This is a genomic window from Promicromonospora noduliphila (assembly GCF_056951025.1).
Map to the genome: position 1 here is coordinate 2152339 of NZ_CM167806.1, position 20432 is coordinate 2172770.

Sequence of the window (20432 nt, forward strand, 5' to 3'; positions counted from 1 at the left end):
CCCGCCGCGATGGACAACCCCGGCGGCCCTGGAATAAACGGGGACAGTCCCCGTATAGTATCCGGGGACAATCCCCACTTAGAGAGGTCAGTGGCATGGTGAAGCAGGACAGAAGGTCGGGTCGTTCGGGCCGCGCGGTCGCGGCGGTGGTGTTGTGCCAGCTCATGCTGATGGTCGACGGCGTGATCGTCACCGTCGCGCTGCCCGACATCCGGGCCGACCTCGGGCTCGACGCCGTCGGCCTGTCGTGGGTGGTGTCCGCGTACGCGCTGGCGTACGCGGGCTTCCTGCTCGTCAGCGGACGGGTGGGCACGCTGGTCGGGCCGCGCACGGCGCTGGTCGCCGGGGCGGTGCTGTTTGTCGTCGCGTCCGCGGCGGGCGGGCTCGCGCCGGACGGCGGGCTGCTGATCGCGGCCCGCGCGCTGCAGGGGGCTGGGGCGGCGTTCGCCGGGCCGGCGGTCCTGGTGCTGCTGGTCGCGAACACGACGGAGGGGCCGCAGCGGCTGCGCGGCATGGCGTGGTTCATGATCGCCTCCAGCGCCGGCAGCTCGATCGGCCTGGTCGCCGGCGGCCTGCTGACCGTGACGCTCGGCTGGCGCTGGGTCATGCTCGTCAACGTCCCGATCGGCGTGCTCGTGGTCCTCGCCACGCTCGCCTGGGTACGGCCGGTCGCGCGGGTCACGGGCCGGCTCGACGTCGCGGGGGCCGGGCTCTCCGCCGTGGCGATGATCGGTCTGGTCTACGGCTTGACGACGGCGGGCGAGGCGGGCTGGACGAATCCTGGCGTCCTCGTCGCGCTGGCGGTAGCGGTGGTCGCCGTGCCGCTGCTGGTCGCCGTGGAGCGCGGGCGGGCCGACGCCGTGCTGCCGCTGCGCCTGCTGGGCTCGACCCGCCGCTGGGTGCCCTTCGCGGGGATGCTGCTCATGGCCGCGATGATGATCGCGTTCTTCACCTACTCGGTGATCCTGCTCCAGGATCAGCGCGGGATGGACCCGCTGCAGGCCGGCCTGGCCTACCTCCCGTGGAGCGTGTCGGTGGTGGTCGGCGGCAGGCTCGTGCCGCGGCTGGTCGGGCGGCTGGGGGAGCGGGCCACGGCGGCGCTCGGTGCGGTGGTCGCGGCCCTCGGCATCGTGGCCTTCGCCCTGCTCGCCACCGACGCGCCGCTCTGGCTCGGCGTGCTGCTGCCCACGCTCGTGATCGGGTTCGGCCCGCCGTTCTTCTTCACGCTGGCCAACAACCGGATCATGGCCGACGCTCCGGCGGCGGACGCCGGCGCCGCGGCGGCGCTGCTCCAGTCCGCCCAGCAGCTCGGCGGGGGAGTGGGCGTCGCGGTCCTCACCACGGTGCAGGTGGGCCTGCTCGGTCTCGGCGCCGAGCGGGCCATGACGGGGTCGCTGCTGGTGGCCGTCGCGTTCGCGGCGGTGCTGGCCGGCCTGGTGCTCGGCACGCGGGCATTCCCCGGTCGGCCGGCCGCGGCGTCGGACGGCGCGAGCGCCGCTCTGGAGGACGGCGTGGCCGAGCCGGTCCGGACCCCGTCGGTCCACTGATCGTGCCCGCCGGTCAGCCGTGTTGCGGAGAGTAGATCGTGTCCACTCTCCGCAACACGGCTGCGCGAGGGGTCTTTCCCCGGCGCGTGGAACGGCCTCACCCACTTAATCCCGTGCCGGGCGCGAGCCGGTCACCTAGCGTGGTCGGCACGGCCTCCCCAGCGTCTAACCGAGGAACCACCATGACCACCGAGACAAACCCCCTCGCCCCGATCGCGGAGCGCGCCGCCGCGCCCGCCACCCTGACCCTCCCTACCGCGGGCGGCCTCACCTGGCGCGCCGCCACCCGCGAGGACGTGCCGGCGTGGCTCGCGCTGCGCAACCACATCGCCAGGGCCGACGCCGAGCCGTACGTCGAGACGTTCGAGGAGATCGACGAGCTCTTCGACGGACCGTGGCGGGACCTGGCCAAGGACTCCCTGCTCGGCTTCGCCTCCGGCGGGGCGGACGACGGCGCCCTCGTGGCCTGGGCGCAGATCGAGTGCCCGCCGGGCGACCTGACCGAGGTCCGTGCCTTCACCTGGGGCGGCGTGCACCCGGACCACCGCGGCCAGGGGATCGGCCGCGAGCTGCTCGCCTGGAGCATGGGCCGGGCGCGGCAGCTCCTCGCGGCGTCGGGCAAGGACGTGCCAGGGCGCGTGGCGGTGTACGCGGAGGACAACTCGCCGGCGTCCCGGCACCGGCTCTACGAGCGTGCCGGGTTCCAGGTGCGGCGCTACTACTCCGACCTGGCGCGCCCCCTGGCCGGACCGGACGCCCAGCCGGTCCCGGAGGTGGAGCTGACGGGCTCGCTGCGGCTCGCGCCGTGGTCGGCGGACCTGGACGAGGCCGTCCGCCTGGCCCACAACGACGCCTTCCGCGACCACTGGGGCAGCCAGCCCCGCACGCGTGAGCAGCACGCGGAGCGCCCGGCGTTCGCGCCGCAGTGGTCCTACGTCGTGGTCGACGACGCGCCCGACGTCGACGCCCTGCTCGCCTCACCGGACACCGACGCCGAGACGGCCGCCGCGCTGCGGGCGGGCGAGCCGCTGGTGGTCGGCTACGCGATGGCGGACAAGTACCCCGAGGACTTCGCGGTGCGCGGGTACTCGTTCGGGTACACGGACATCCTCGGCTCGCGGCGCGCCTACCGGGGCCGCAAGGCGGCGCTCGCGGCGCTCACCGCGAACATGCGGGCGTTCGCCGCCGACGGCATGGAGTACGCGGTGCTCGACGTCGACACGGCCAACCCGACTGGCGCCCACGGCCTCTACGCGAGCCTCGGCTACGTCAAGACGACGGGCTCAAGACTGCTCTCGATCGAGCTGTAACGCTGGCCTGGGTCGGGGATCAGCCGGCCGCTCGGCGCTGGCGGCGGGCCTCGTAGAGGACCACCGTGGCGGCGTTGGCCGCGTTGAGCGAGCTCGCCGAGCCCGTCATCGGGATGCTCAGGGTCACGTCGGCGGCGTCGCGCCACGCCTGGGTCAGGCCGGTGGTCTCGTTGCCGACCAGGAGCAGCACCGGCTGGGTGAGGTCGAACGCGGAGACGTCGGCGTCGCCGTCCTCGTCCGTGGCCACGACGACCACGGGCAGGCCGGCGGCCCGGCGCGCCGCGACCCACTCGACGACCTCCGCCGACGACGGCACGCGCACGACGGGCATCGCGAAGAACGACCCGGTCGTGGCCCGCACCGACCGGGGGTCGTAGGCGTCGGCGGCGTGCCCCGTGGTGATGACGCCGTCGGCCCCGAACGCGTCGGCGGAGCGCACTATCGCGCCGATGTTGCCCGGCTGGGTGGGCCGGTCGAACACGACCCCGAGGAAGTCGGGCCCGGCCTCGATGCGGTCGAGCGTGTCGGGCCGCATCGCGACCACGGCGAGCAGCTCGGCGTCCTCCTTCTCGGCGAGCTCGGCCAGCAGGTCGGGCGCCAGCTTCACGTGCTCGACGCGCGGGTGGGCCGCGAGCAGGTCCCTGGCCCACTGCGAGAGCCGGCGTTCGGCGTCGTACAGGAGGGCACGGACCTCCCAGCCGTGCTCGACGGCCATCGTGATGGGCCGCACGCCCTGCACGATGAACTCTGCCGCCCTGTGCCGCTTGTTGCGGTTGGTGAGCAGGGTCTGGAGCTGCTGGAAGCGGGCGTTGCGCGAGGAGATCCGGGTGGCCACACCCCATCCAACCCCGGATTCACGTCCGGGGCGCAATCGCCCCGGACGTGAGTCCGGGCAGGGCGGCTCAGAGAGCTGACGCGAGCTGGGCGCGGTGCTCGATCAGCCAGTCCTCGAGCGTCCGCAGGCGCGGGTTGAGCGTGCGGGCCAGGTCGAGGTCGCGGTGCGGGACGAAGGTGTCCGCCGCCTCGGTGAAGAACTGGAACATGTTGCCCAGCTCCTCGGCCTCGGGGAACGCGGCCGCACGCATCTGGTCGTGGGTCATCGGCCGGTAGTCGACCGGCTCGCCGAGCACCTTGGCGAAGAGCCGGGCCAGCTCGGCGCCCGTGCCGTGGGTGCCGGCCAGGCCGACGGTACGGCCGACGAACCGGGCGCCGGCCCGGAAGATGCCGTACGCGGTGCGCCCGATGTCCTCGGCGGCGACCAGGGCCATCACGCTGTCACTCCTTCGCCCTGGTCGAGTCCGGGTCGCGGGTCAGCGCCCGCACGGCGAAGGGCCCGTTCCAGTCGTCCAGGACGGCGCGGACGAGGCCGCCGCCCTGCGAACCGGTCGCGCCGACCACCGCGATGATCTTCTTGTCGCTCACGTTGTGCTTGTCCTTCGTCTCGTCGGATGTGTCATGTGAGGTGTATTGCGCGCTGCCCGGCGTCAATATCCGACGGCGAGCCACGCGCGATGAGCGCTCGGCCGCTCCAGCTCGTCGGCCATCGCCAGGGCGAAGTCCGCCACCCCGATCACCGACCGGCCGGAGCCGTCGGTGACCTGTGCCTTCGTGCTCGTGCGATAGCTGCCCGTGCGGATTCCCGGTTGATGCGGGCCGAATTCCATCGCGGGGACGAGATAGAACCAATCGACGCCCTCTGGCGCCGCCGAAAGCCTTTCCAGAGCGCGGGAATGGGCCTCGACGCGCGGGACGAGCCAGGCGGGAAAGCCGGGGTTATCGGCCTGCCGGGGCCCGCCCTCGACCAGCGGGAGGACCGCCGAGCCGCCGACGACGCCGAGGCGCGCCCCCGTGCTGCCGGCCGCCCGGAGCAGGGCCGCGACACCCGTCTCGATCCCGCCGTCGTCGCCGAGGGGAGGCAGCGTCGAGACGAGGGCGTCGGCGCCGGAGGCCACGCCGTCGAGGAACGCGGGATCGTGCACCGTCCCGGTGGCGGTGGTCACGCCCGGTGGGCTGTCCGCTCTGGGATGCCGCGCGACGGCGGTGACCTCGTGGCCGCGCGCCGCGAGCTCGTCCACCAGTGCGCTGCCGACAAAACCGGTACCGAATACGACGACCTTCATGATGACCTCGTGCTGCTGATCAGGACGGGAAATGCGGACGCTGAACGGCGCGCCGGAACCAGGGAAATGAGGTTGGTAATGAAAAGTTCCCGGGTTCTCGGGAGGAACCGTCCTGGTCTATCCTGAGGAGCGTTCCGTCAAAGGGTCAATAAGGCACATTCGTGTGACCCGGTGTCATGGAGGTAACCGTGAATGCTCGCCTGGCGTCCGCTCCGGCGCCCACCTGCGACGTCCGTGAGGTCCTGGACCTGGTGGCCGACAAGTGGTCCCTGTTCATCGTCTCGAACCTCGGCGACGGCCCGCGCCGCTTCACCGAGCTCAAGCGCCTGGTCGACGGCGTGAGCCAGCGCATGCTCACGGTCACCCTGCGGCGCCTCGAACGCGACGGCATCGTCGCGCGCACCGTCCACGCGGTCATGCCGCCGCACGTCACCTACGAGCTGACGCCGCTCGGCACCAGCCTCCTGCGCGCCGCCACACCACTCATCGCGTGGAGCAACGGCCACCTCGCCCAGATCGCGATCGCCCGGGCGGGTTACGACGAGCGCGTCGGAGCCCAGGCCGCAGAGGCCTGACGCGCGTCGGCTCAGCGGCTCAGCGGCGCAGCAGCGCCGCCATCGCGGCGCGGGCGCGCTCCGAGCCGAACAGCGTGGCGGAGGTGGCCACGGCGTCGTCGACGTGCTGGTCGAAGCGGGTCAGCGCGTCCGCGTTGAGCAGCGCCTTGGTGGCGGCCAGGCCCTGCGGGTCGCCGGTGGCGAGGCCCGCGAGCACCGCCGTGACCTCCTTGTCGAGGTCGTCGAGCGGCGCGGTCCGGGTCACCAGCCCCCAGTCGGCCGCCTCGGCGGCCGTGAACGGCGTCCCCGTGAGGAACGTGCGCGACGCCGCGCGCGGCGTCATCCGCGGGAGCACCGCGAGCGAGATGACGGCGGGCGCGAGCGCGAGGCGGGCCTCGGTGAACGCGTAGGTGATCTGGTCGGCGCTGATCGCGACGTCGCACGCGGCGACCAGCCCGATCCCGCCGGCCCGCACCGGCCCGTGCACACGCGCCACGACGGGCTTGGGCAGGGCGAGCACCGCGCGCAGCACGTCGGCGAGCCTGCGCGCGGACACGGTCATGCCGTCGGCAAGGGCCTCGGTCAGGTCGGCGCCCGAGCAGAACGCGGGGCCGGTGGCGGCGAGGACCACCGCGTGCACGTCGTCGTGCGCGGCGCGGTCGAGGGCGGCCCGGAGCCCGTCGAGCAGGGCCAGCGAGAGGGCGTTGCGCCGCTCGGGCGCGTCGAGCGTGATCCGGGCGTACGGCACCGACGGCGCGTCGGTCCGCTCGAGCGCGACGACGTCGTACGCGACGGGACCGGGGCTGGGCATCAGGAACTCCTCCCGTGACGAGTCTCGGCGCCGCGAGTTACTGGCGCCGCCGGGTTAATGATGGTTAACCTCAGTGGCATGCGCAACATGCATACCTCACCAGAGAACCCGGAGCACACCAAGCTCCGGGACGCGGTACGGGACTTCGCCGACCGCGAGATCGCGCCCCACATCGCCCGATGGGACCGGGACAACCGGCTGCCCGTCGAGGTGGTGCACCAGATGGGGGAGCTGGGCCTGTTCGGCCTGACTGCCCCTGAGGAATACGGCGGGTCCGACCTCGGGCTCACCGGCCTTGCCATCGCGGTCGAGGAGATCGGCCGCGTCGACCAGTCCGTCGGCATCACGCTCGGGGCCGGCGTCGGCCTCGGCGTCGGGACCCTGCTCGCCTACGGGACCGACGAGCAGAAGGAGACCTGGCTGCCCGACCTCGTGGCGGGCCGCCGTATCGGCGCGTTCGGCCTCACCGAACCCGGCGCGGGCAGCGACGCCAACGCCATGTCCACCACGGCGGAGCTCACCGGCGGCCAGTGGGTCATCAACGGCGCCAAGCAGTTCATCACCAACTCGGGAACGCCCATCACCAGCGTCTGCACCGTCGCGGCGCGCACGGGCACCCTGCCCGACGGCAGCCCTGAGCTCAGCGCCATCATCGTGCCCACCGACACACCGGGGTACGTCGTCGAGCCCCTGCACGACAAGATGAGCTGGCGCGCCTGCGACACCCACCCGCTGCGCTTCGAGGACGTGCGCGTGCCGGAGGCGAACCTGCTGGGCGAGCGCGGCAACGGGTTCAAGCAGCTCATGATCTGCCTCAACACCGGACGGGTGGCCGTCGCGGCGCTCGCGACCGGCTGCATCCAGGCCATGCTGGACCTCACGGTGGAGCACGCCGGCGTGCGCCCCACCTTCGGCGGGCCGATCGGCCGCAAGCAGGGCGTCGCCTTCCAGATCGCCGACATCGAGGTCATGCTCCAGGCGAGCCGCGCGCTCACCTACCGGGCGGCCGCGCTGAAGGACGGCGGAGCCCCGCTCGACGAGTTCCGGCGGGCCTCCTCGGTCGCCAAGCTCTACGCCACGGAGTCCGCGGTGACGGCCACGCGCATCGCGGCGCAGGTCTTCGGCGGGTACGGCGTCATGGAGGACGGCCCGATCGCCCGCTTCTACCGGGACGCCAAGGTGCTGGAGATCGGTGAGGGGACCTCCGAGCTGCAGCGCATGCTCATCGCGCGGGGGCTGGGCCTGCCGGTGGAGTGAGCAGGGCCGCGCGCGCCATGCGGGTCAGGATCGATCGCATGGCGGCGCGGCCGATGCGCGCGCTGTGCGGCGTCGAGTTGAGCAGTCCGAATGCGGCCTGCACGGCGGCGCGCGCCTCCGCCGGGCCGAGGTCGGGGCGCAGTGGGCGCAGCGCCTCGGCCCAGACCTCGATGTACGCGAGCTGGTGCTTGCGCACCCGCGCCCGGGTCTCGGTGCCCAGCGCGCCCCACTCCCGCTCCTGCACCACGATCAGGGCCGGGTTGTCGAGCGCGAAGTCGGCATGCCGGGAGATCAGGGCGTCCAGCGCGGCCTCGGGTGCGGCTGGCGTTGTCTGGCCGACGGCGGTGCCCGCCCCGCCGTCCGGCAGCAGCTCCCGTGCCCCGCTGAGGAGCCGCTCGGAGGCCTGCAGCAGGCACTGCCCGAGGATGTCCTCCTTGCCCGCGAAGTGCTTGTAGAGGGCGGGGCCGGAGACGCCGACGGCCGCCCCGATGTCGCCCATGGAGACGCCGTGGAAGCCATGGGCCGCGAACAGGTCGGCCGCGGTGCTCAGGATCTGCTGCCTGCGCGGGGTCATCGGAGCAGTCTATGAGCGCGCGTGCCGGGCGGCGGGGACGGTCAGGGCGCCTCGTGCAGCGCCGCGGCCGACGCCACGTCGTCGTCGGACCGGAACGGCTCGGCCCAGTAGACGAACTCCTGGTGCTCGCGGAACGGCTCGACCACCTCGAAGTTCTCGTAGGAGACGCCGCCAGGGATCGGCGCGGTGCTCGCCCAGTAGGCCCAGCGCCCGTTGACCAGCACCCGGAGCTCGTCGCTCGGCTCGGGCACGCGCCAGCCCTGGACGGCCTTCGCGCCGCGGTACCGCCAGTGGTCGGCCGTCCCCTCGGCGTGGACGGCTTCCTGAGGTGCCGCCTCGTCCGGCGTCGCCCACACGCTGACGGCCCCGCCGGACTCCGCCAGGTCCGCGCGACCGAACACGCCGTGCTCGGCGAAGCCCGTGCCGGCGAACCCGGGCCAGAGCTGCGCCGGCGTGACCGTCCGGTCCCGGAGGTGGAGCCGGCGCAGCCGGGCGAAGTTGCCCATGGTGGCGGTGAGCACGCACGCGGCGAGCGGGACCGAGCCGTCCCGGAGCGACGCCGCTACCGACACCTCGCGCGGCCGGTCGGCCCGGAACCGGACGCGCACCACCACCTCGGCGCCGTTGTCGAAGCGTTCGCTGTGCACGTGGACGGTCAGGTGCTCGACGCCGCCGATCTCCTCGACCACCCCGCCGGCCGGGCGGGTGGGGTCGCGGGGTGTCGGGTCGTCGGGGCCGTCCGCGCTCCAGAACCGCTTGCCGGGCGCGTCGTCCAGGGCGCTGTGCTCCAGCTCCGAGAAGCCACGCCGCGTCTGGCCGGCCGGGATCGGCTCGACGGCGATGAAGTTGAGCACGCGGTCCGGTGGGTGCCCGAGGTACGGGGCGTACAGGCGCAGCAGCCCGCGCGGGCCGCGCAGCGGGTGCAGACCCACCTGCAGCCCGTCGGCGAACCCCCAGCGCGGCTCGTCGGGAGCGTCGGGGGTGGGCCGGAGCCATCCGGAGTCGGTGTGCGTCATGTGACCTTCCAGACCTGAGCGGTGGACGTCGTCGTGCCGGACCGTGCCGTGGGCACGCTAGACCGATCCGAAACCGGTTTCAAGTCTGTCAGGCGGATCGCGCCACCAATCTGCGGCGCGTGGCGTGGCGGCGGCCCAGATGAGCCCGAATAACGCCAAATGTCGCGCGAAAATGCGGTCAAGTTCGGGGCTTGACGCTGAAATCGGTTTCTGCGACCCTGGGGTTTATCGCCATCGATCGAGGAGGATTCATGGCACGCAGGCTCGGGCGTTCCGCGCTGGTCGTCGCACCGGCCGTCGGCGCCCTGTCACTGGCCGCAAGCGTCGGCTCCGCCGCCGTCGAGGGCCCGAAGGCCCACGACGACGAGTTCGTGCTCACCGGCGTCACGCAGGTCGAACGCGTCGGGCAGATCACCGGCGCCGAGGGCCCCGGCGACACCACGCAGTACGCCGTCAACTTCACCGACCTCGGCTCGATGTTCGAGGCCGACGGCAAGGTCTGGTTCGCGTTCGGCGACACCTTCGGCCCGCGCGACGACGGTATGACGGGCGGCGGGGGATCGCTCTGGCGGTCGAACACGCTCGGCTGGACCACGGACGCCGACCCGTCGGACGGCGTGACCATCGAGGGGATGGTCCTCGACGAGGCGGGGGCCGCGAAGGAGCTCCTGGGCTCCAGGAAGGTCGACGGCGACGAGATCACCGTGATCCCCACCCACGGGTTCGCCACCGACGCCGGGATGTACCTGCACTACATGTCGGTGCGGCACTGGGGGACACCCGGCGAGTGGGAGGTCAACCACGCGGGCCTGGCGAAGTCGACCGACCAGGGCCAGACCTGGACCAAGCTGGACGCCCCGCGCTGGGGCGGAGACTCCGGCTTCGTGCAGATCAGCCCGGCCCACGTGACGATCCGCGGCGAGGACTGGCTCTATGTCTGGGGCGTCACGCACGGCCGGTTCGGCGGCGTCTCGCTCGCCCGGGTGCCGGCCGCGCAGGTCGAGGACCCCGCGGCCTGGCAGTACTTCGCGGGCCTTGCGGGCAACGGCAACAGCCCGCGCTGGGCCGCCGACCCCGACGACGCCGCCCTGGTGCTCGACGACACCGTCGGCGAGCTCTCGGTGGTCCGGAACGACCACCTCGACCGCTGGATCATGACCTACCTCGCGGAGGGCCGCGGCATCGTCCTGCGCGAGGGGCTGACCCCCTGGGGCCCGTGGGGCGAGCCGTTCGAGCTGGTCGGCGCCGCCGAGGTGCCGGGCCCGTACGCGCCGTACATGCTCCCGCGCTACACCGAGGACGGCGGGCGAACCATCTACTTCACGCTGTCGATCTGGGATCCCTACAACGTGTTCTGGTACCGGGCAAACCTGGTCAAGGACTGAGCTCGCACAACCGAGGAGAGTTTCATGTTCAGCAAGCGATCACGCCGCACGATCGGCGTCGTCGCCGTGGCCACCACGGCCCTCGCCCTCGCCGCCTGCGGCAGCGGCGGCGGCGAGGTGGCGGCCGACGGCCGGGTGCACGTCACGTTCTGGCAGCAGAAGTTCGAGGACTACCAGCAGGCCTGGTTCAAGAAGAACGTCGAGGCCTTCAACGCATCCCAGGACGAGGTCACCGTCGACCTCCAGGTGGTTCCGGGCGACACGTGGGAGCAGAAGCTCCAGGCGGCGCAGGCGGCGGGCAAGCAGCCCGACGTCGTCACGACCAGCTACGGCAACATCAAGCCCGGTGTCGCGGAGGGCAAGTTCGCGCCGCTGGACGAGTACCTCTCGCCCGAGGCGTTCGACGACATCCAGGAGAACGTCGCCCCGTTCGTCACCGTCGACGACCAGCACTACGCGTACCCGATGCTCGTGGAGCCCTCCACGGTGCTCTACTACCGGTCGGACCTGGCGGAGGCCGCGGGCCTCGACCCGGACAGCCCGCCCGAGACGTGGGACGAGCTCGTCGAGTGGGCACAGGCCCTGACCGACGGCGACGTCAAGGGCATGACCGTCGCGTCGACCGCCGCCGACCTGAGCTGGTCGAGCTGGGGCCTGCAGCTCAACGCGTGCGGCCACCTGCCGATCAGCGACGACTGGTCGCAGGCGCGGGCGACCGAGCCGTGCTTCGCCGACCTCGCCGACTTCTACAAGGAGCTCTACCAGGGCGGCCTCATGCCGCAGCAGCCCAAGGTCGGCTACCCGGACGGCCAGCCGTACGGCGAGGGCGAGGTGGCGATGATGCAGAGCGGCTCCTGGGTCGTGGGCCAGCTCAAGAACGACTACCCCGACATCATCGACAAGACGATGGTGGCACCGTTCCCGTCGATCGACGGCGACGAGACCGCGCCGACGGCGACCCTCGGCGGCTGGACCCTCACGCTCGACTCGAAGTCGGAGGTGCCGGAGGCGGCCGCGCAGTTCATCGAGTACCTGCTGGCGGGTGACCCGGAGATCATGGCCGACTTCTTCGCGGAGACGGGCTACTCGAAGTACACCGCACGCACCTCGGTCGACGAGCTGCTTGCGGAGGATCCCGACGCCTCGGCCGACCCGTTCATGCGGGTGATCTCCGAGCAGGTGGTGCCGTACGGCGAGGCGGAGCCCGCCTACCCGTACGACATCGCGCTGGCCATGGGCACGGCGCTCGAGTCGGCGATGAAGGGCACCGCCGACGTCGATGACGCGCTGCAGACCGCGGACGACGCCATCAACGACGTCATCGAGAAGCAGCAGCTCGCCGGGACGGCGGCGAACTAGCCACGAGGGAGGACCCCACCGTGTCCATCACCGCGGACCAGCAGCACGGCACGACGTCCGGCCAGGCCGAGGCGCCCGGGAGGACCGGGCGCCGGCCGGGCGCCGTCGGACCTGCCCCTGCGCTGCACCGGGACAACGTCACCGCGTACCTGATGATCGCGCCCATGGTGATCCTGCTCGGGATCTTCGTCATGTGGCCGCTCGCCTACGCGTTCTACCTCAGCGGGTTCGAGATCAGCTTCTACTCGGACCCCGAGTTCGTGGGCCTGCAGTTCTACCGGTACGTGCTGGAGGACGAGCGGTTCTGGGCCTCGCTCGGCGTCGGCCTGTACTACGCGGCCCTCGTGGTCCCGGCGGGGATGGTGGTCTCGCTGCTGATCGCGAGCTTCATCAAGACGCTCAGCGTGCGCCTGGCGAGCTTCCTGAAGACGACGATCTACGTGCCCGCCGTGGTCTCCACGGTCGTCGCCTCCGTGCTCTTCGTCTTCATCTACCAGGACCAGGGGCTCGCCAACTGGCTGCTGGGGGTGCTGGGCGCCGGGCCGGTCGCGTGGCTCAACGACCCGGCGCTGGCCCTGCCCGCCATCGCGGCGCCCGGCATCTGGCTGGGCCTCGGGCTCACCACGCTCATCATGCTGGCCGGCCTGCTCGACATCCCGGAGAGCTACTACGAGTCCGCCGTGCTCGACGGCGCGACGTTCCTCCAGCGCACCTGGTACATCACCATCCCGCTGCTGAAGAACGTGCTCCTGTACCTGTTCGTCACGGGCGTCGTGGCGGCGCTCCAGATGCTCGACCTGCCGCTGATCATGACCAACGGCGGGCCGGTCAACGCCACCACGACCCCGAACCTGTTCATCTTCAACACCTTCCGGGACGGGAGCGAGTACTCGGTGAGCTTCTCGCTGACCGCCGCCCTGCTGCTGTTCCTCGTGCTCGGCGGCATCTCGGCCCTCGTGTTCCGGCTCATCCGGTCCGAGAAGGCGGTCGACGGCTGAGCCGTCACAAGAAAGGAAGCCATGACCCGGTCCCTGCGCACCACCGTCGTCAAGTGGGTGCTGCTCGTGCTCATCTCCGTGAGCGTGCTGTTCCCGCTCGCCTGGATGGCGATCGCCGGCTTCAAGGGCAAGACGGAGGTGCTCTCCAGCCCCTTCCAGTTCTTCCCGGAGGTCTGGCGGGTGCAGAACTACGTCGACATCGTCCAGGACCCGCAGTTCGCCCGGTCGATGCTCGTGACGCTGCTCGGCGCCGTCATCTTCACCGTGCTCAGCCTCGCCGTGAACTCGATGGCCGCGTACGCGCTGGCGCGGCTCGACTTCGCGCTCAAGCGGTTCTGGTGGGTGTACTGCATCCTGCCGATGTTCGTGCCGATGATGGCCATCCTGCTCACGTCGTTCGTCGTCGTCACGGAGCTGGGCATGCTGGACACGCTGGCCGTGCTCATCATCCCGGGGGTCGCGTCGTCGGCCCAGATGTTCTTCGTGCGGCAGTTCTACCTGGGCATGCCGATGGCGCTGGAGGAGGCCGCCCGCATCGACGGGTGCAGCCGCTGGCAGATCTTCACCAGGATCTTCCTGCCGCAGTCGGGGTCCGTGTTCGTCGTCGTGGGCATCGGGTCGTTCCTCGCCTTCTGGAACGCGTACGTCTGGCCCATCCTCACGATCACGGACCCGGGCCTCATGCAGATCATGCAGTTCCTCGGGACCTTCCGGTCCGAGCGGGGCAACGAGTGGGGCCTGCTCATGGCCGGCTCGACGCTCGCGGCCCTCCCGACGATCGTCCTGCTGCTGTTCTTCCAGCGGTTCGTCGTGGCGGGGGTGCGCATCTCGGGCATGAAGTGACCTACTTGATGCCCGTGCTCGCGATGCCCTGGACGAACGTGCGCTGGAAGACGAGGAACACCACGAGCAGCGGCACGACGGCGACCGTGGCCACCGCCATGACCGCACCCCAGGGCGAGCTGAACGCCGGGTTGTCGGTCAGCGTGGACAGCCCGACGGGCACCGTGAGGCTCTCGTTGCCCTGCAGCACCACGAGCGGCCACAGGAAGTCGTTCCACCGGTTCATGAACCCGAGGATGACGAGCACCCCCACCAGGGGCCAGCACGTCGGCAGCACCACGCGGAAGAACGTGCGCAGCTCGCCGGCGCCGTCGAGGCGGGCGGCCTCGATCAGCGCGTCGGGCACGCCGAGCATGAACTGGCGGGCGATGAAGATGCCCACGACGTCGAACAGCGTCGGCAGGATCACCGCCCACGGCGAGTCCACCAGCCCCAGCCGCGCCGTCACGAGGAACGCGGGCACGAGCGTGACCTGGATCGGGATCATGATCGTGACCAGGAACGCGGCGTACAGCAGGCCGCGGCCGCGGAACCGGTACTTGGCCAGGGCGTACCCGGCGCCCAGGGACACGCAGACCGACAGTGCCGTGCCGACGGACGCGACGAAGGCCGAGTTGCCGAGCCAGTGCCACACGGGCTGCTGGGCGAACACCTCGGTGAAGTTCTCGGTGGTCGGCGCCGCCGGCCAGAGGTAGAACTCGCTGCTCTGCGACTGTCCGCCGGGAGTGAGCGCGGAGACGATCATCCAGTACAGCGGGAAGACGACGACCATCGCGACGGCGGTCAAGACCGCGGTGAGCAGCCAGCGGCGCCGGCGGGCGCGGCGTTCCCTGAGGGGCGGGGTGGGCTCGGGGGATCGGGCGGGCCGGGCGACCCGGGAGGTCAGCGTGGTCACAGGAGCTCCTCCGCTCGCTTCGTCGCGCGCTGCCGCAGCAGCGTGAACACCAGCAGGATCAGCACGAGCAGCAGGCCGAGGGCGGCCGCGTAGCCCATGCGCGCGTCGGCGAACGCCGACCGGAACACGTACTGGATCAGCACGGTGGTCGAGAACCCGGGCCCGCCGCCCGTCATCACGTAGATGACGTCGAACGACTGGAGCGAGAACACGACGTTGAGGATCAGCAGGATCGACGTGGTCGGCGCCAGCATCGGCACCGTGAGCCGCCGGAACCGTTGCCAGCCGCTCGCGCCGTCGATCGCGGCGGCCTCGCGCAGCTCCGCCGGGATCGACTGCAGGGCGCCGAGGTAGATCACCATGCAGAACCCGATCCGGGTCCACACGACCACGGCGACGAGCGTGAACATCGCGGTGCTCGGTGAGGTCATCCAGGGCAGGCCAGACAGCCCCAGTGCGGCGAGCGCGTTGTTCGCGACGCCGTAGTCCGGGTTGAAGATCCACGACATGATGACGCCGACGACGACGCCGGCCGCGATCATCGGGACGAAGAACAGCGCCCGCAGCAGACCGCGCCCCGGCAGCGGCCGGTTCAGCGCGACGGCGAGGGCCAGGCCGATCGCCATCGCCGTCGGGACGGTGCCGATGGTGAAGACCAGGGTGTTGAGCAGGGCGGTGCGCAGCAGGGGGTCGCCGAGCATCGTCTCGTAGTTCCCGGTGCCGACCCACTCGCCGTCGCCGAGCGTCGCCGTGTCCTGGAAGGACAGCGCGATCGCGATGACGATGGGCAGGAGGGAGAAGGCGAGGAACAGCAGGCCTGCCGGCCCGACGAACAGGTAGGGCGCGAAGCGTGGCCGCCGTGCGCCGGCGTCGGGCCGCTGGTGGAGGTTCTCATCGCGTCGTGACACTGCGCATCGCCTCCGTCATCTGGGTGCCGCACTCGGCGGGCGTGAGCTCGCCGAGGAAGCACAGGTCGAGGTAGTCGGCCAGTACCGAGTTGAGCGAGCTGAAGTACTGCCCGGACTCCGCACGGACCAGCGACAGCGGGATGGTCCCCGCCTGGTCGATGAACCGCTGCATGGTGTCGGCGTGCCGGTCGTAGCCGATGTCGGCGGCGTCCAGGGAGGACCGGGCGGGCAGCCAGTTGCCCCGCCTGCAGAACTCGATCGCGTTGGCCCGGCTGGTGATGTACGCGACGAGCTCGGCCGCGAGCTCCGGGTGCTTGCTGGACTTCGTCACGGCCAGGGCGTTGCCGCCCAGGTCGGACGCCTCGCCGGCGTTGCGGATCATGGGCGCGGTGCCCCACTCGTTGGGCATGCCCTCGTCCAGCGGCGCAATCGACTCCGGGTTGTCGAGCAGGAGGCCGATCTGCCCGGTGAGGAAGAGGTCGCGGGACGGCGTACCGCCCGACTTGCTCATGTTCGCCGGGGCCACCAGGCCCTCGGCGTACCAGCGACGCCCGAAGTCCAGGGCCTCGATCGCCTCGGCGCTGTCCATGGACGGCGTCTCGCCGTCGTCGCCCAGGAAGGTGCCGCCGTTCTGGTAGACGATCGGCAGCCAGCGGTACGCCGTCTCCGCGCCGCCCCAGCCGTAGCCGAAGCCGTACGCGCCCGTCACCTTCTGGGCTTCCCGGGCGATCTCCAGGAACTCCTCCCAGTGCCACGCCTCCTCCAGCGACGACGGCGGAGTCACGCCGATCTGCTCCAGCACGCCCCGGTGGTAGTAGGTGATGAAGTTGTCCGTGTGCTGGAAGACGCCGTACAGGCCGTCCTCCCGCGCGCCGATCGCCCAGAACGGCTCGGAGTAGTCGTCCTGGTACTCCGCGGGCACCGCGCCGGTCAGGTCCACCAGGCTGCCGTTGGCGGCGTACCGGCCGATCTGCTGCGGCGTGATGCGGATGATGTCCGGCGCGAGATCCGCGGCGAGCCGCGTGATGAACCACTGGTGGAACTGGCCGGTCGTCACCTCCACCGCCACGCTCGTGCCGGGATGGGCCGCCACGAACTCGTCGGCGATCACCTGGTAGGACTCCAGGTCCAGCGGGATGTTCCACGAGGACAGGCGCAGGTGCTTGGTCCCCGTCGGGGCGCCGGAGCAGGCGGCCAGGGCGCCCGCCACGCTGATCCCCGCCACGGCCAGGAACGTGCGGCGGGACAGTCTCGCGCCGGGTGTCGGGGGTGCCGGATGAGTCGGCATGTCGTCTCCTCTTCGTTGAGGTGGTCGGCGCGGGGCCGCGAGCGTCGTCGCCCGCGGCCCCGCGTGCGCTCAGTGCTTGAGCGCGGGCGGCAGCAGCGCCGCGTGCGCCTCCAGCAGCTCGTCGGTCATCGCCCGGATCTGCTCCAGGGTGCAGTGCGCGGAGGTGAGCGGGTCCATCGCCACGGCGTGGTGCACGTGCTCGACGTCGCCGGTCAGCGCCGCGCGCACGGCGAGCGTCTGCACGTTGGTGTTCGTGCGGTTGAGCGCCGCGAGCTGCGGCGGAAGGTCCCCGACGCTGGTGGGCTGCACGCCGTTCGCGTCGACCAGGCACGCCACCTCGACGCACGCGTCGTCCGGCAGGTTCGTGATCACCCGGCCCGCGTTCGGCACGTTCCCGTAGACCACTGTCGGCACGCCGGTGACCACCGCGTTCACGATGGACGCCCCGTACTCGACCGACGGGCTCAGGTCCTCCTTGAGGCGCGCGAGCTGCTCGTCGACGTCGCCCTGCTCGTCGTGCGCCGCGCAGATCTCGTAGTAGTCCCAGCGCTCCGGGATGTACTCCTTGGTCGTGGCGGCGTCCTTGCGGAAGTACGGCACGTACTCCGACGCGTGATGGCTCGACTCCGTCTCGAAGTAGCCGAAGTGGTTCATCAGCGTGGTGCGCACCTGCTCGTTGCCGCCCTCGTAGGTGCTGGCGGCCAGCGCCTCCTCGGAGTGGTCGCCGTCGTCCGCCAGGAGGTCCGCCGCGGCCCGGCCTCGCACGTGCCGGTCCGTCATCGCCTCGCGCAGCCGCGGGTACAGGTCCTCCGTTCCCCGGCGGAACTCCAGCACCCACGACTGATGGTTGATGCCCGCGCAGCGGTACGACACCTCCTCGTACGGCACGCCGAGCGTGCGCGCCAGCATCCGCGTGGTGCCCTGCACGCTGTGGCACAGGCCCACCGTGCGCAGCCCCAGCGCGTTCAGGTACGCCGTCGCCATCGCCATCGGGTTGGCGTAGTTGATGAACTGCGCGTCCGGGCACACCTCCAGCGCATCGGCCGCGATGTCCTGGTACGCGGTCACCGACCGCAGGAACCGGAACACGCCGCCCGGCCCCACCGTGTCGCCCACGGTCTGGTCGACGCCGTAGCGCCGCGGGATCTCGACGTCGTGCCGGTAGGACTCCACGCCGCCCACCTGGAACGTGATGATCACGAAGTCCGCGTCCCGCAGCGCTGCGCGCCGGTCCGTCGTCTGCTCCACGACCGTCGGCAGGCCGTGGTGCGCCACCAGCTCCCGGGTGGCGCTCGCCACCCGGTCCAGACGCCCGGCGTCGAGGTCCATGAGGCTGAGCGTGGCGCCCTGGAGCGCCGGGAAGCTGAGCAGGTCGCCGACAAGGCGGAACGGGAAGACGAAGCCACCGGCGCCGATGATGGTGATCTTGGGGGAGGAAGCCATACGGCGACGCTAGGCGCGAGGATGACGGCGAAGCCTCCGGCTGCGTGCCCCGGCTCTCCGGGATCCTCCGGTTCTGCACCCCGGCCGCCCGGGCCCTATGCTGCCGTCCCATGGCGCTCGCGGACGACGAGGTGGAGCTGGCCGAACCCGCACTGTGGGTTCGGCAGGGCGCGCCTCCGGTGATGGAGCGGCCCCACCGGCACGACGACCTGGAGCTCAACCTCGTGCGCGCCGGGCGCCTCGACTACCTCTTCGGCGGCTCGTACCTGCGGGTCGAGGCGGGCCAGGTGGCGCTGTTCTGGGGCGGCACGCCGCACCAGCTCGTGGACCCCGGCGCGACGCCGACCGACGGGGCGTGGGTGCACATCCCGCTGACGGAGGTGCTGAGCTGGGCGCTGCCCACCGAGCAGGTGGCGGTGCTGCTGCGGGCGCGGCCCGTCGTCGTGCCCGCCGCGGACCTGGTGCGGGACGTCGGTGCGCTGTTCGCGAGCTGGCACCACGACGTCCTGGACGGCGGCCAGGACACGGTGGTCATGCTGGAGGCCCAGGCGTTCGTGCGCCGGGTCCTGGCGGGCGCGACCCGGGACGAGCCGGGGCCCGGGCCGACGGCGGAGTGCGTGCCGCTGACGCAGTCCGGTGCGGCCGAGCGTGCCACGGCGATGGCGCAGTTCATCGCCGAGAACTACCGCTCGCCGATCACCGCCGCGGACGTGGCCGGCGCCGTCCACCTGAGCCCCGGCCACGCGATGACGCTCTTCAAACGGGTGATCGGCACGACGGTCGGCACGTACATCGCGCGGTGCCGGGTCGCGGAGGCGCAGCGGCTGCTCGATCACGTCGGACCGCACCACCGCCGAGATCGCGCATGCGGCCGGCTTCACGGCCCAGAGCAGCTTCTACGAGACGTTCCGCCAGGTGTGCGGCACGGCCCCGGGCACCTACCGCCGCACCTTCCGCTGACCCCACTCAGGGGCCGGGCTCAGGCGAGGTCGGGGACGGCGGCGGTGCCGCGGTGCACCTCCATGTCGTCGGCCGACGGCGTGGCCGGGCGGTGCGCCGTCGGCCGGTCCAGGTAGAACAGGGCCGTCGAGGCGATGTCGTCGTGCAGCGGGAGGTACCGCCAGCCGCTGCGCCAGCCGAGAGCCTGGATGTCCACGCGCAGCCGCTGCGCGAAATGGATCGGGTCGACGATGTGCCAGCGGTACATGCCGAACCGCTGCTGGCTCACGTAGAGCCCGTCGGGCCGGATCACCTGGGGCATGCCGAGGTACGGCGTCGTGAACTCGGTGTACCCCTGGCCGGGGACGTCGAAGTTCCACGCGCCGCCGAAGTAGTCCTCGGTGCCGGTGCCGCAGATCGTCGGGTACTCGTCGTCGGCGTCGAGGTAGAACTTGATCTCGCCCTCGCCCCACCAGCCGTTCGAGTTCACGCCCCACGCGATATAGGTGCCGACGTAGTGCCCGGCCCCCTCCACGCCCTCCACAATGGTGTGCGGCACGCGGTCCTCGAGCGGGTTGCTGCGGCGCCACTGGGCGTGGAAGTAGCCCTCGCCGGTGTGGTCGCCACCCTGCTCGTAGGTCACCTGGTAGTAAACGCGGACGTCCTTCTCGGACGTGTTCTCCAGCGTCAGCCGGGCGCCCGTGCGGAACGGCATGGGCCAGTAGGAGTTGAACCCGCCGTGCGGGTTGGCGGCGATCATCTGTGAGCTGACCTGCGTGAAGACGCCCCAGCCGTTGCAGAAGAAGTCGCCGTAGGGCACCTCGACGGCGGGCTCTGTGGCACCGTCCCAGTAGGCCCGGAGCACGAGCGTGCGCCAGTGGTCGGTGTGCGTGGTGATCCAGATGTGCGTGATCTTGCCGCCGCCGCGGATGGTGGCCAGGTCGAACGTCTCGCCGGCCTTGATGTCGACGCTCGGCGAGATCTTCCAGCCGGGGCCCAGGTCGCGCGCCGCCTCGGCGCCCGTGCCCTCGGTCGCGCGCCCGCCGCCGCCCACCGAGCCGTCGAAGTTCTCGGGGCTGATGGACCGGGTCCGGACATCGCGGAGGGCCGAGACGCTTCGCAGGGCAGGATCGAGCATTGGGTAACCACACTTCCTCGTGCGCGAGCCCGTGAGCGGGCCTGTCT

The 20432-nt window shown here is 71.6% G+C and carries 21 protein-coding genes; 9 read left to right on the top strand and 12 right to left on the bottom strand.

Annotated features, from left to right (window positions below):
- Positions 1 to 95 precede the first annotated feature (95 nt).
- Positions 96 to 1547, top strand: a complete 1452-nt coding sequence (locus AC0QU1_RS09410) for an MFS transporter (protein ID WP_483576130.1) — start codon at positions 96 to 98, stop codon at positions 1545 to 1547.
- Between the two features lie 182 nt (positions 1548 to 1729).
- On the top strand, positions 1730 to 2857 hold the full coding sequence (locus tag AC0QU1_RS09415; RefSeq protein ID WP_483576131.1) for a GNAT family N-acetyltransferase: 1128 nt from the start codon (positions 1730 to 1732) through the stop codon (positions 2855 to 2857).
- A gap of 19 nt (positions 2858 to 2876) precedes the next feature.
- Here AC0QU1_RS09415 and AC0QU1_RS09420 read toward each other — a convergent pair whose 3' ends face one another.
- The 4 genes from AC0QU1_RS09420 to AC0QU1_RS09435 all read right to left on the bottom strand — a co-directional run bounded on the left by AC0QU1_RS09420 (position 2877) and on the right by AC0QU1_RS09435 (position 4977).
- Positions 2877 to 3692, bottom strand: a complete 816-nt coding sequence (locus tag AC0QU1_RS09420) for a TrmH family RNA methyltransferase (protein WP_483576132.1) — start codon at positions 3690 to 3692, stop codon at positions 2877 to 2879.
- Between the two features lie 67 nt (positions 3693 to 3759).
- Entirely contained in the window at positions 3760 to 4125 is a 366-nt protein-coding gene (locus AC0QU1_RS09425; RefSeq protein WP_483576656.1) for an NmrA family NAD(P)-binding protein, read from the bottom strand.
- Between the two features lie 7 nt (positions 4126 to 4132).
- Entirely contained in the window at positions 4133 to 4279 is a 147-nt protein-coding gene (locus tag AC0QU1_RS09430) for an NmrA family NAD(P)-binding protein (protein ID WP_483576133.1), read from the bottom strand.
- A 62-nt stretch (positions 4280 to 4341) separates the two neighbouring features.
- Positions 4342 to 4977, bottom strand: coding sequence for an NAD(P)-dependent oxidoreductase (locus AC0QU1_RS09435; protein ID WP_483576134.1), 636 nt, complete (start codon positions 4975 to 4977; stop codon positions 4342 to 4344).
- Between the two features lie 188 nt (positions 4978 to 5165).
- On the opposite strand from AC0QU1_RS09435, the gene AC0QU1_RS09440 reads away from it, so the two are divergent.
- Positions 5166 to 5552, top strand: a complete 387-nt coding sequence (locus tag AC0QU1_RS09440; protein WP_483576135.1) for a winged helix-turn-helix transcriptional regulator — start codon at positions 5166 to 5168, stop codon at positions 5550 to 5552.
- 19 nt (positions 5553 to 5571) lie between these two features.
- On the opposite strand, the gene AC0QU1_RS09445 is transcribed toward AC0QU1_RS09440, so the two are convergent.
- Positions 5572 to 6342: an enoyl-CoA hydratase-related protein gene (locus AC0QU1_RS09445; protein WP_483576136.1), complete on the bottom strand. Its 771-nt coding sequence runs from the start codon at positions 6340 to 6342 to the stop codon at positions 5572 to 5574.
- A 78-nt stretch (positions 6343 to 6420) separates the two neighbouring features.
- Here AC0QU1_RS09445 and AC0QU1_RS09450 point away from each other — a divergent pair, with 78 nt between their 5' ends.
- A complete protein-coding gene (locus AC0QU1_RS09450; RefSeq protein WP_483576137.1) occupies positions 6421 to 7599 on the top strand; it encodes an acyl-CoA dehydrogenase family protein in 1179 nt (392 codons plus the stop codon).
- Here AC0QU1_RS09450 and AC0QU1_RS09455 read toward each other — a convergent pair.
- Entirely contained in the window at positions 7565 to 8173 is a 609-nt protein-coding gene (locus tag AC0QU1_RS09455; RefSeq protein WP_483576138.1) for a TetR/AcrR family transcriptional regulator, read from the bottom strand. The two genes, AC0QU1_RS09450 and AC0QU1_RS09455, sit on opposite strands and share 35 nt — an antisense overlap.
- Before the next feature lie 41 nt (positions 8174 to 8214).
- Entirely contained in the window at positions 8215 to 9189 is a 975-nt protein-coding gene (locus AC0QU1_RS09460) for a hypothetical protein (RefSeq protein WP_483576139.1), read from the bottom strand.
- 251 nt (positions 9190 to 9440) lie between these two features.
- On the opposite strand from AC0QU1_RS09460, the gene AC0QU1_RS09465 reads away from it, so the two are divergent.
- The 4 genes from AC0QU1_RS09465 to AC0QU1_RS09480 are packed head-to-tail and all read left to right on the top strand — an operon-like array spanning position 9441 to position 13774.
- On the top strand, positions 9441 to 10574 hold the full coding sequence (locus tag AC0QU1_RS09465) for a glycoside hydrolase family 183 protein (RefSeq protein WP_483576140.1): 1134 nt from the start codon (positions 9441 to 9443) through the stop codon (positions 10572 to 10574).
- Positions 10575 to 10598: 24 nt separating this feature from the next.
- A complete protein-coding gene (locus AC0QU1_RS09470; protein ID WP_483576141.1) occupies positions 10599 to 11933 on the top strand; it encodes an extracellular solute-binding protein in 1335 nt (444 codons plus the stop codon).
- A 20-nt stretch (positions 11934 to 11953) separates the two neighbouring features.
- Positions 11954 to 12931, top strand: coding sequence for a carbohydrate ABC transporter permease (locus AC0QU1_RS09475; protein WP_483576142.1), 978 nt, complete (start codon positions 11954 to 11956; stop codon positions 12929 to 12931).
- A gap of 21 nt (positions 12932 to 12952) precedes the next feature.
- The gene (locus tag AC0QU1_RS09480) at positions 12953 to 13774 is read left to right on the top strand and encodes a carbohydrate ABC transporter permease (RefSeq protein ID WP_483576143.1); all 822 of its coding nucleotides are present in this window, start codon (positions 12953 to 12955) and stop codon (positions 13772 to 13774) included.
- Between the two features lies 1 nt (position 13775).
- Here the strand turns inward: AC0QU1_RS09480 and AC0QU1_RS09485 are convergent, their stop codons facing one another.
- The 4 genes from AC0QU1_RS09485 to AC0QU1_RS09500 all read right to left on the bottom strand — a co-directional run bounded on the left by AC0QU1_RS09485 (position 13776) and on the right by AC0QU1_RS09500 (position 18308).
- A complete protein-coding gene (locus tag AC0QU1_RS09485; protein ID WP_483576144.1) occupies positions 13776 to 14669 on the bottom strand; it encodes a carbohydrate ABC transporter permease in 894 nt (297 codons plus the stop codon).
- Positions 14666 to 15577, bottom strand: a complete 912-nt coding sequence (locus tag AC0QU1_RS09490) for a carbohydrate ABC transporter permease (RefSeq protein ID WP_483576145.1) — start codon at positions 15575 to 15577, stop codon at positions 14666 to 14668. Before AC0QU1_RS09490 ends, AC0QU1_RS09485 begins: the two co-directional genes overlap by 4 nt.
- Positions 15561 to 16865 (bottom strand): ABC transporter substrate-binding protein, encoded by a 1305-nt coding sequence (locus tag AC0QU1_RS09495; RefSeq protein WP_483576146.1) that lies wholly within the window; start codon positions 16863 to 16865, stop codon positions 15561 to 15563. The genes AC0QU1_RS09490 and AC0QU1_RS09495 overlap by 17 nt, the downstream gene beginning before the upstream one ends.
- A gap of 69 nt (positions 16866 to 16934) precedes the next feature.
- Positions 16935 to 18308: an alpha-glucosidase/alpha-galactosidase gene (locus AC0QU1_RS09500; RefSeq protein ID WP_483576147.1), complete on the bottom strand. Its 1374-nt coding sequence runs from the start codon at positions 18306 to 18308 to the stop codon at positions 16935 to 16937.
- Positions 18309 to 18418: 110 nt separating this feature from the next.
- Here AC0QU1_RS09500 and AC0QU1_RS09505 point away from each other — a divergent pair, with 110 nt between their 5' ends.
- Complete coding sequence (locus tag AC0QU1_RS09505; protein ID WP_483616486.1) at positions 18419 to 19384, top strand: AraC family ligand binding domain-containing protein; 966 nt, start codon at positions 18419 to 18421, stop codon at positions 19382 to 19384.
- Here the strand turns inward: AC0QU1_RS09505 and AC0QU1_RS09510 are convergent.
- On the bottom strand, positions 19288 to 20385 hold the full coding sequence (locus AC0QU1_RS09510; protein WP_483576149.1) for a glycoside hydrolase family 172 protein: 1098 nt from the start codon (positions 20383 to 20385) through the stop codon (positions 19288 to 19290). The two genes, AC0QU1_RS09505 and AC0QU1_RS09510, sit on opposite strands and share 97 nt — an antisense overlap.
- Positions 20386 to 20432 lie beyond the last annotated feature (47 nt).

What these genes read in the sequence shown, in the direction of transcription:
- AC0QU1_RS09460 (WP_483576139.1), bottom strand. Translation starts at nt 9,189, where the DNA reads ATGACGCACACCGACTCCGGATGGCTCCGGCCCACCCCCGACGCTCCC.
- AC0QU1_RS09415 (WP_483576131.1), top strand. Translation starts at nt 1,730, where the DNA reads ATGACCACCGAGACAAACCCCCTCGCCCCGATCGCGGAGCGCGCCGCC.
- AC0QU1_RS09505 (WP_483616486.1), top strand. Translation starts at nt 18,419, where the DNA reads ATGGCGCTCGCGGACGACGAGGTGGAGCTGGCCGAACCCGCACTGTGG.
- AC0QU1_RS09450 (WP_483576137.1), top strand. Translation starts at nt 6,421, where the DNA reads ATGCGCAACATGCATACCTCACCAGAGAACCCGGAGCACACCAAGCTC.
- AC0QU1_RS09465 (WP_483576140.1), top strand. Translation starts at nt 9,441, where the DNA reads ATGGCACGCAGGCTCGGGCGTTCCGCGCTGGTCGTCGCACCGGCCGTC.
- AC0QU1_RS09435 (WP_483576134.1), bottom strand. Translation starts at nt 4,977, where the DNA reads ATGAAGGTCGTCGTATTCGGTACCGGTTTTGTCGGCAGCGCACTGGTG.
- AC0QU1_RS09500 (WP_483576147.1), bottom strand. Translation starts at nt 18,308, where the DNA reads ATGGCTTCCTCCCCCAAGATCACCATCATCGGCGCCGGTGGCTTCGTC.
- AC0QU1_RS09455 (WP_483576138.1), bottom strand. Translation starts at nt 8,173, where the DNA reads ATGACCCCGCGCAGGCAGCAGATCCTGAGCACCGCGGCCGACCTGTTC.
- AC0QU1_RS09495 (WP_483576146.1), bottom strand. Translation starts at nt 16,865, where the DNA reads ATGCCGACTCATCCGGCACCCCCGACACCCGGCGCGAGACTGTCCCGC.
- AC0QU1_RS09445 (WP_483576136.1), bottom strand. Translation starts at nt 6,342, where the DNA reads ATGCCCAGCCCCGGTCCCGTCGCGTACGACGTCGTCGCGCTCGAGCGG.
- AC0QU1_RS09510 (WP_483576149.1), bottom strand. Translation starts at nt 20,385, where the DNA reads ATGCTCGATCCTGCCCTGCGAAGCGTCTCGGCCCTCCGCGATGTCCGG.
- AC0QU1_RS09410 (WP_483576130.1), top strand. Translation starts at nt 96, where the DNA reads ATGGTGAAGCAGGACAGAAGGTCGGGTCGTTCGGGCCGCGCGGTCGCG.
- AC0QU1_RS09480 (WP_483576143.1), top strand. Translation starts at nt 12,953, where the DNA reads ATGACCCGGTCCCTGCGCACCACCGTCGTCAAGTGGGTGCTGCTCGTG.
- AC0QU1_RS09425 (WP_483576656.1), bottom strand. Translation starts at nt 4,125, where the DNA reads ATGGCCCTGGTCGCCGCCGAGGACATCGGGCGCACCGCGTACGGCATC.
- AC0QU1_RS09470 (WP_483576141.1), top strand. Translation starts at nt 10,599, where the DNA reads ATGTTCAGCAAGCGATCACGCCGCACGATCGGCGTCGTCGCCGTGGCC.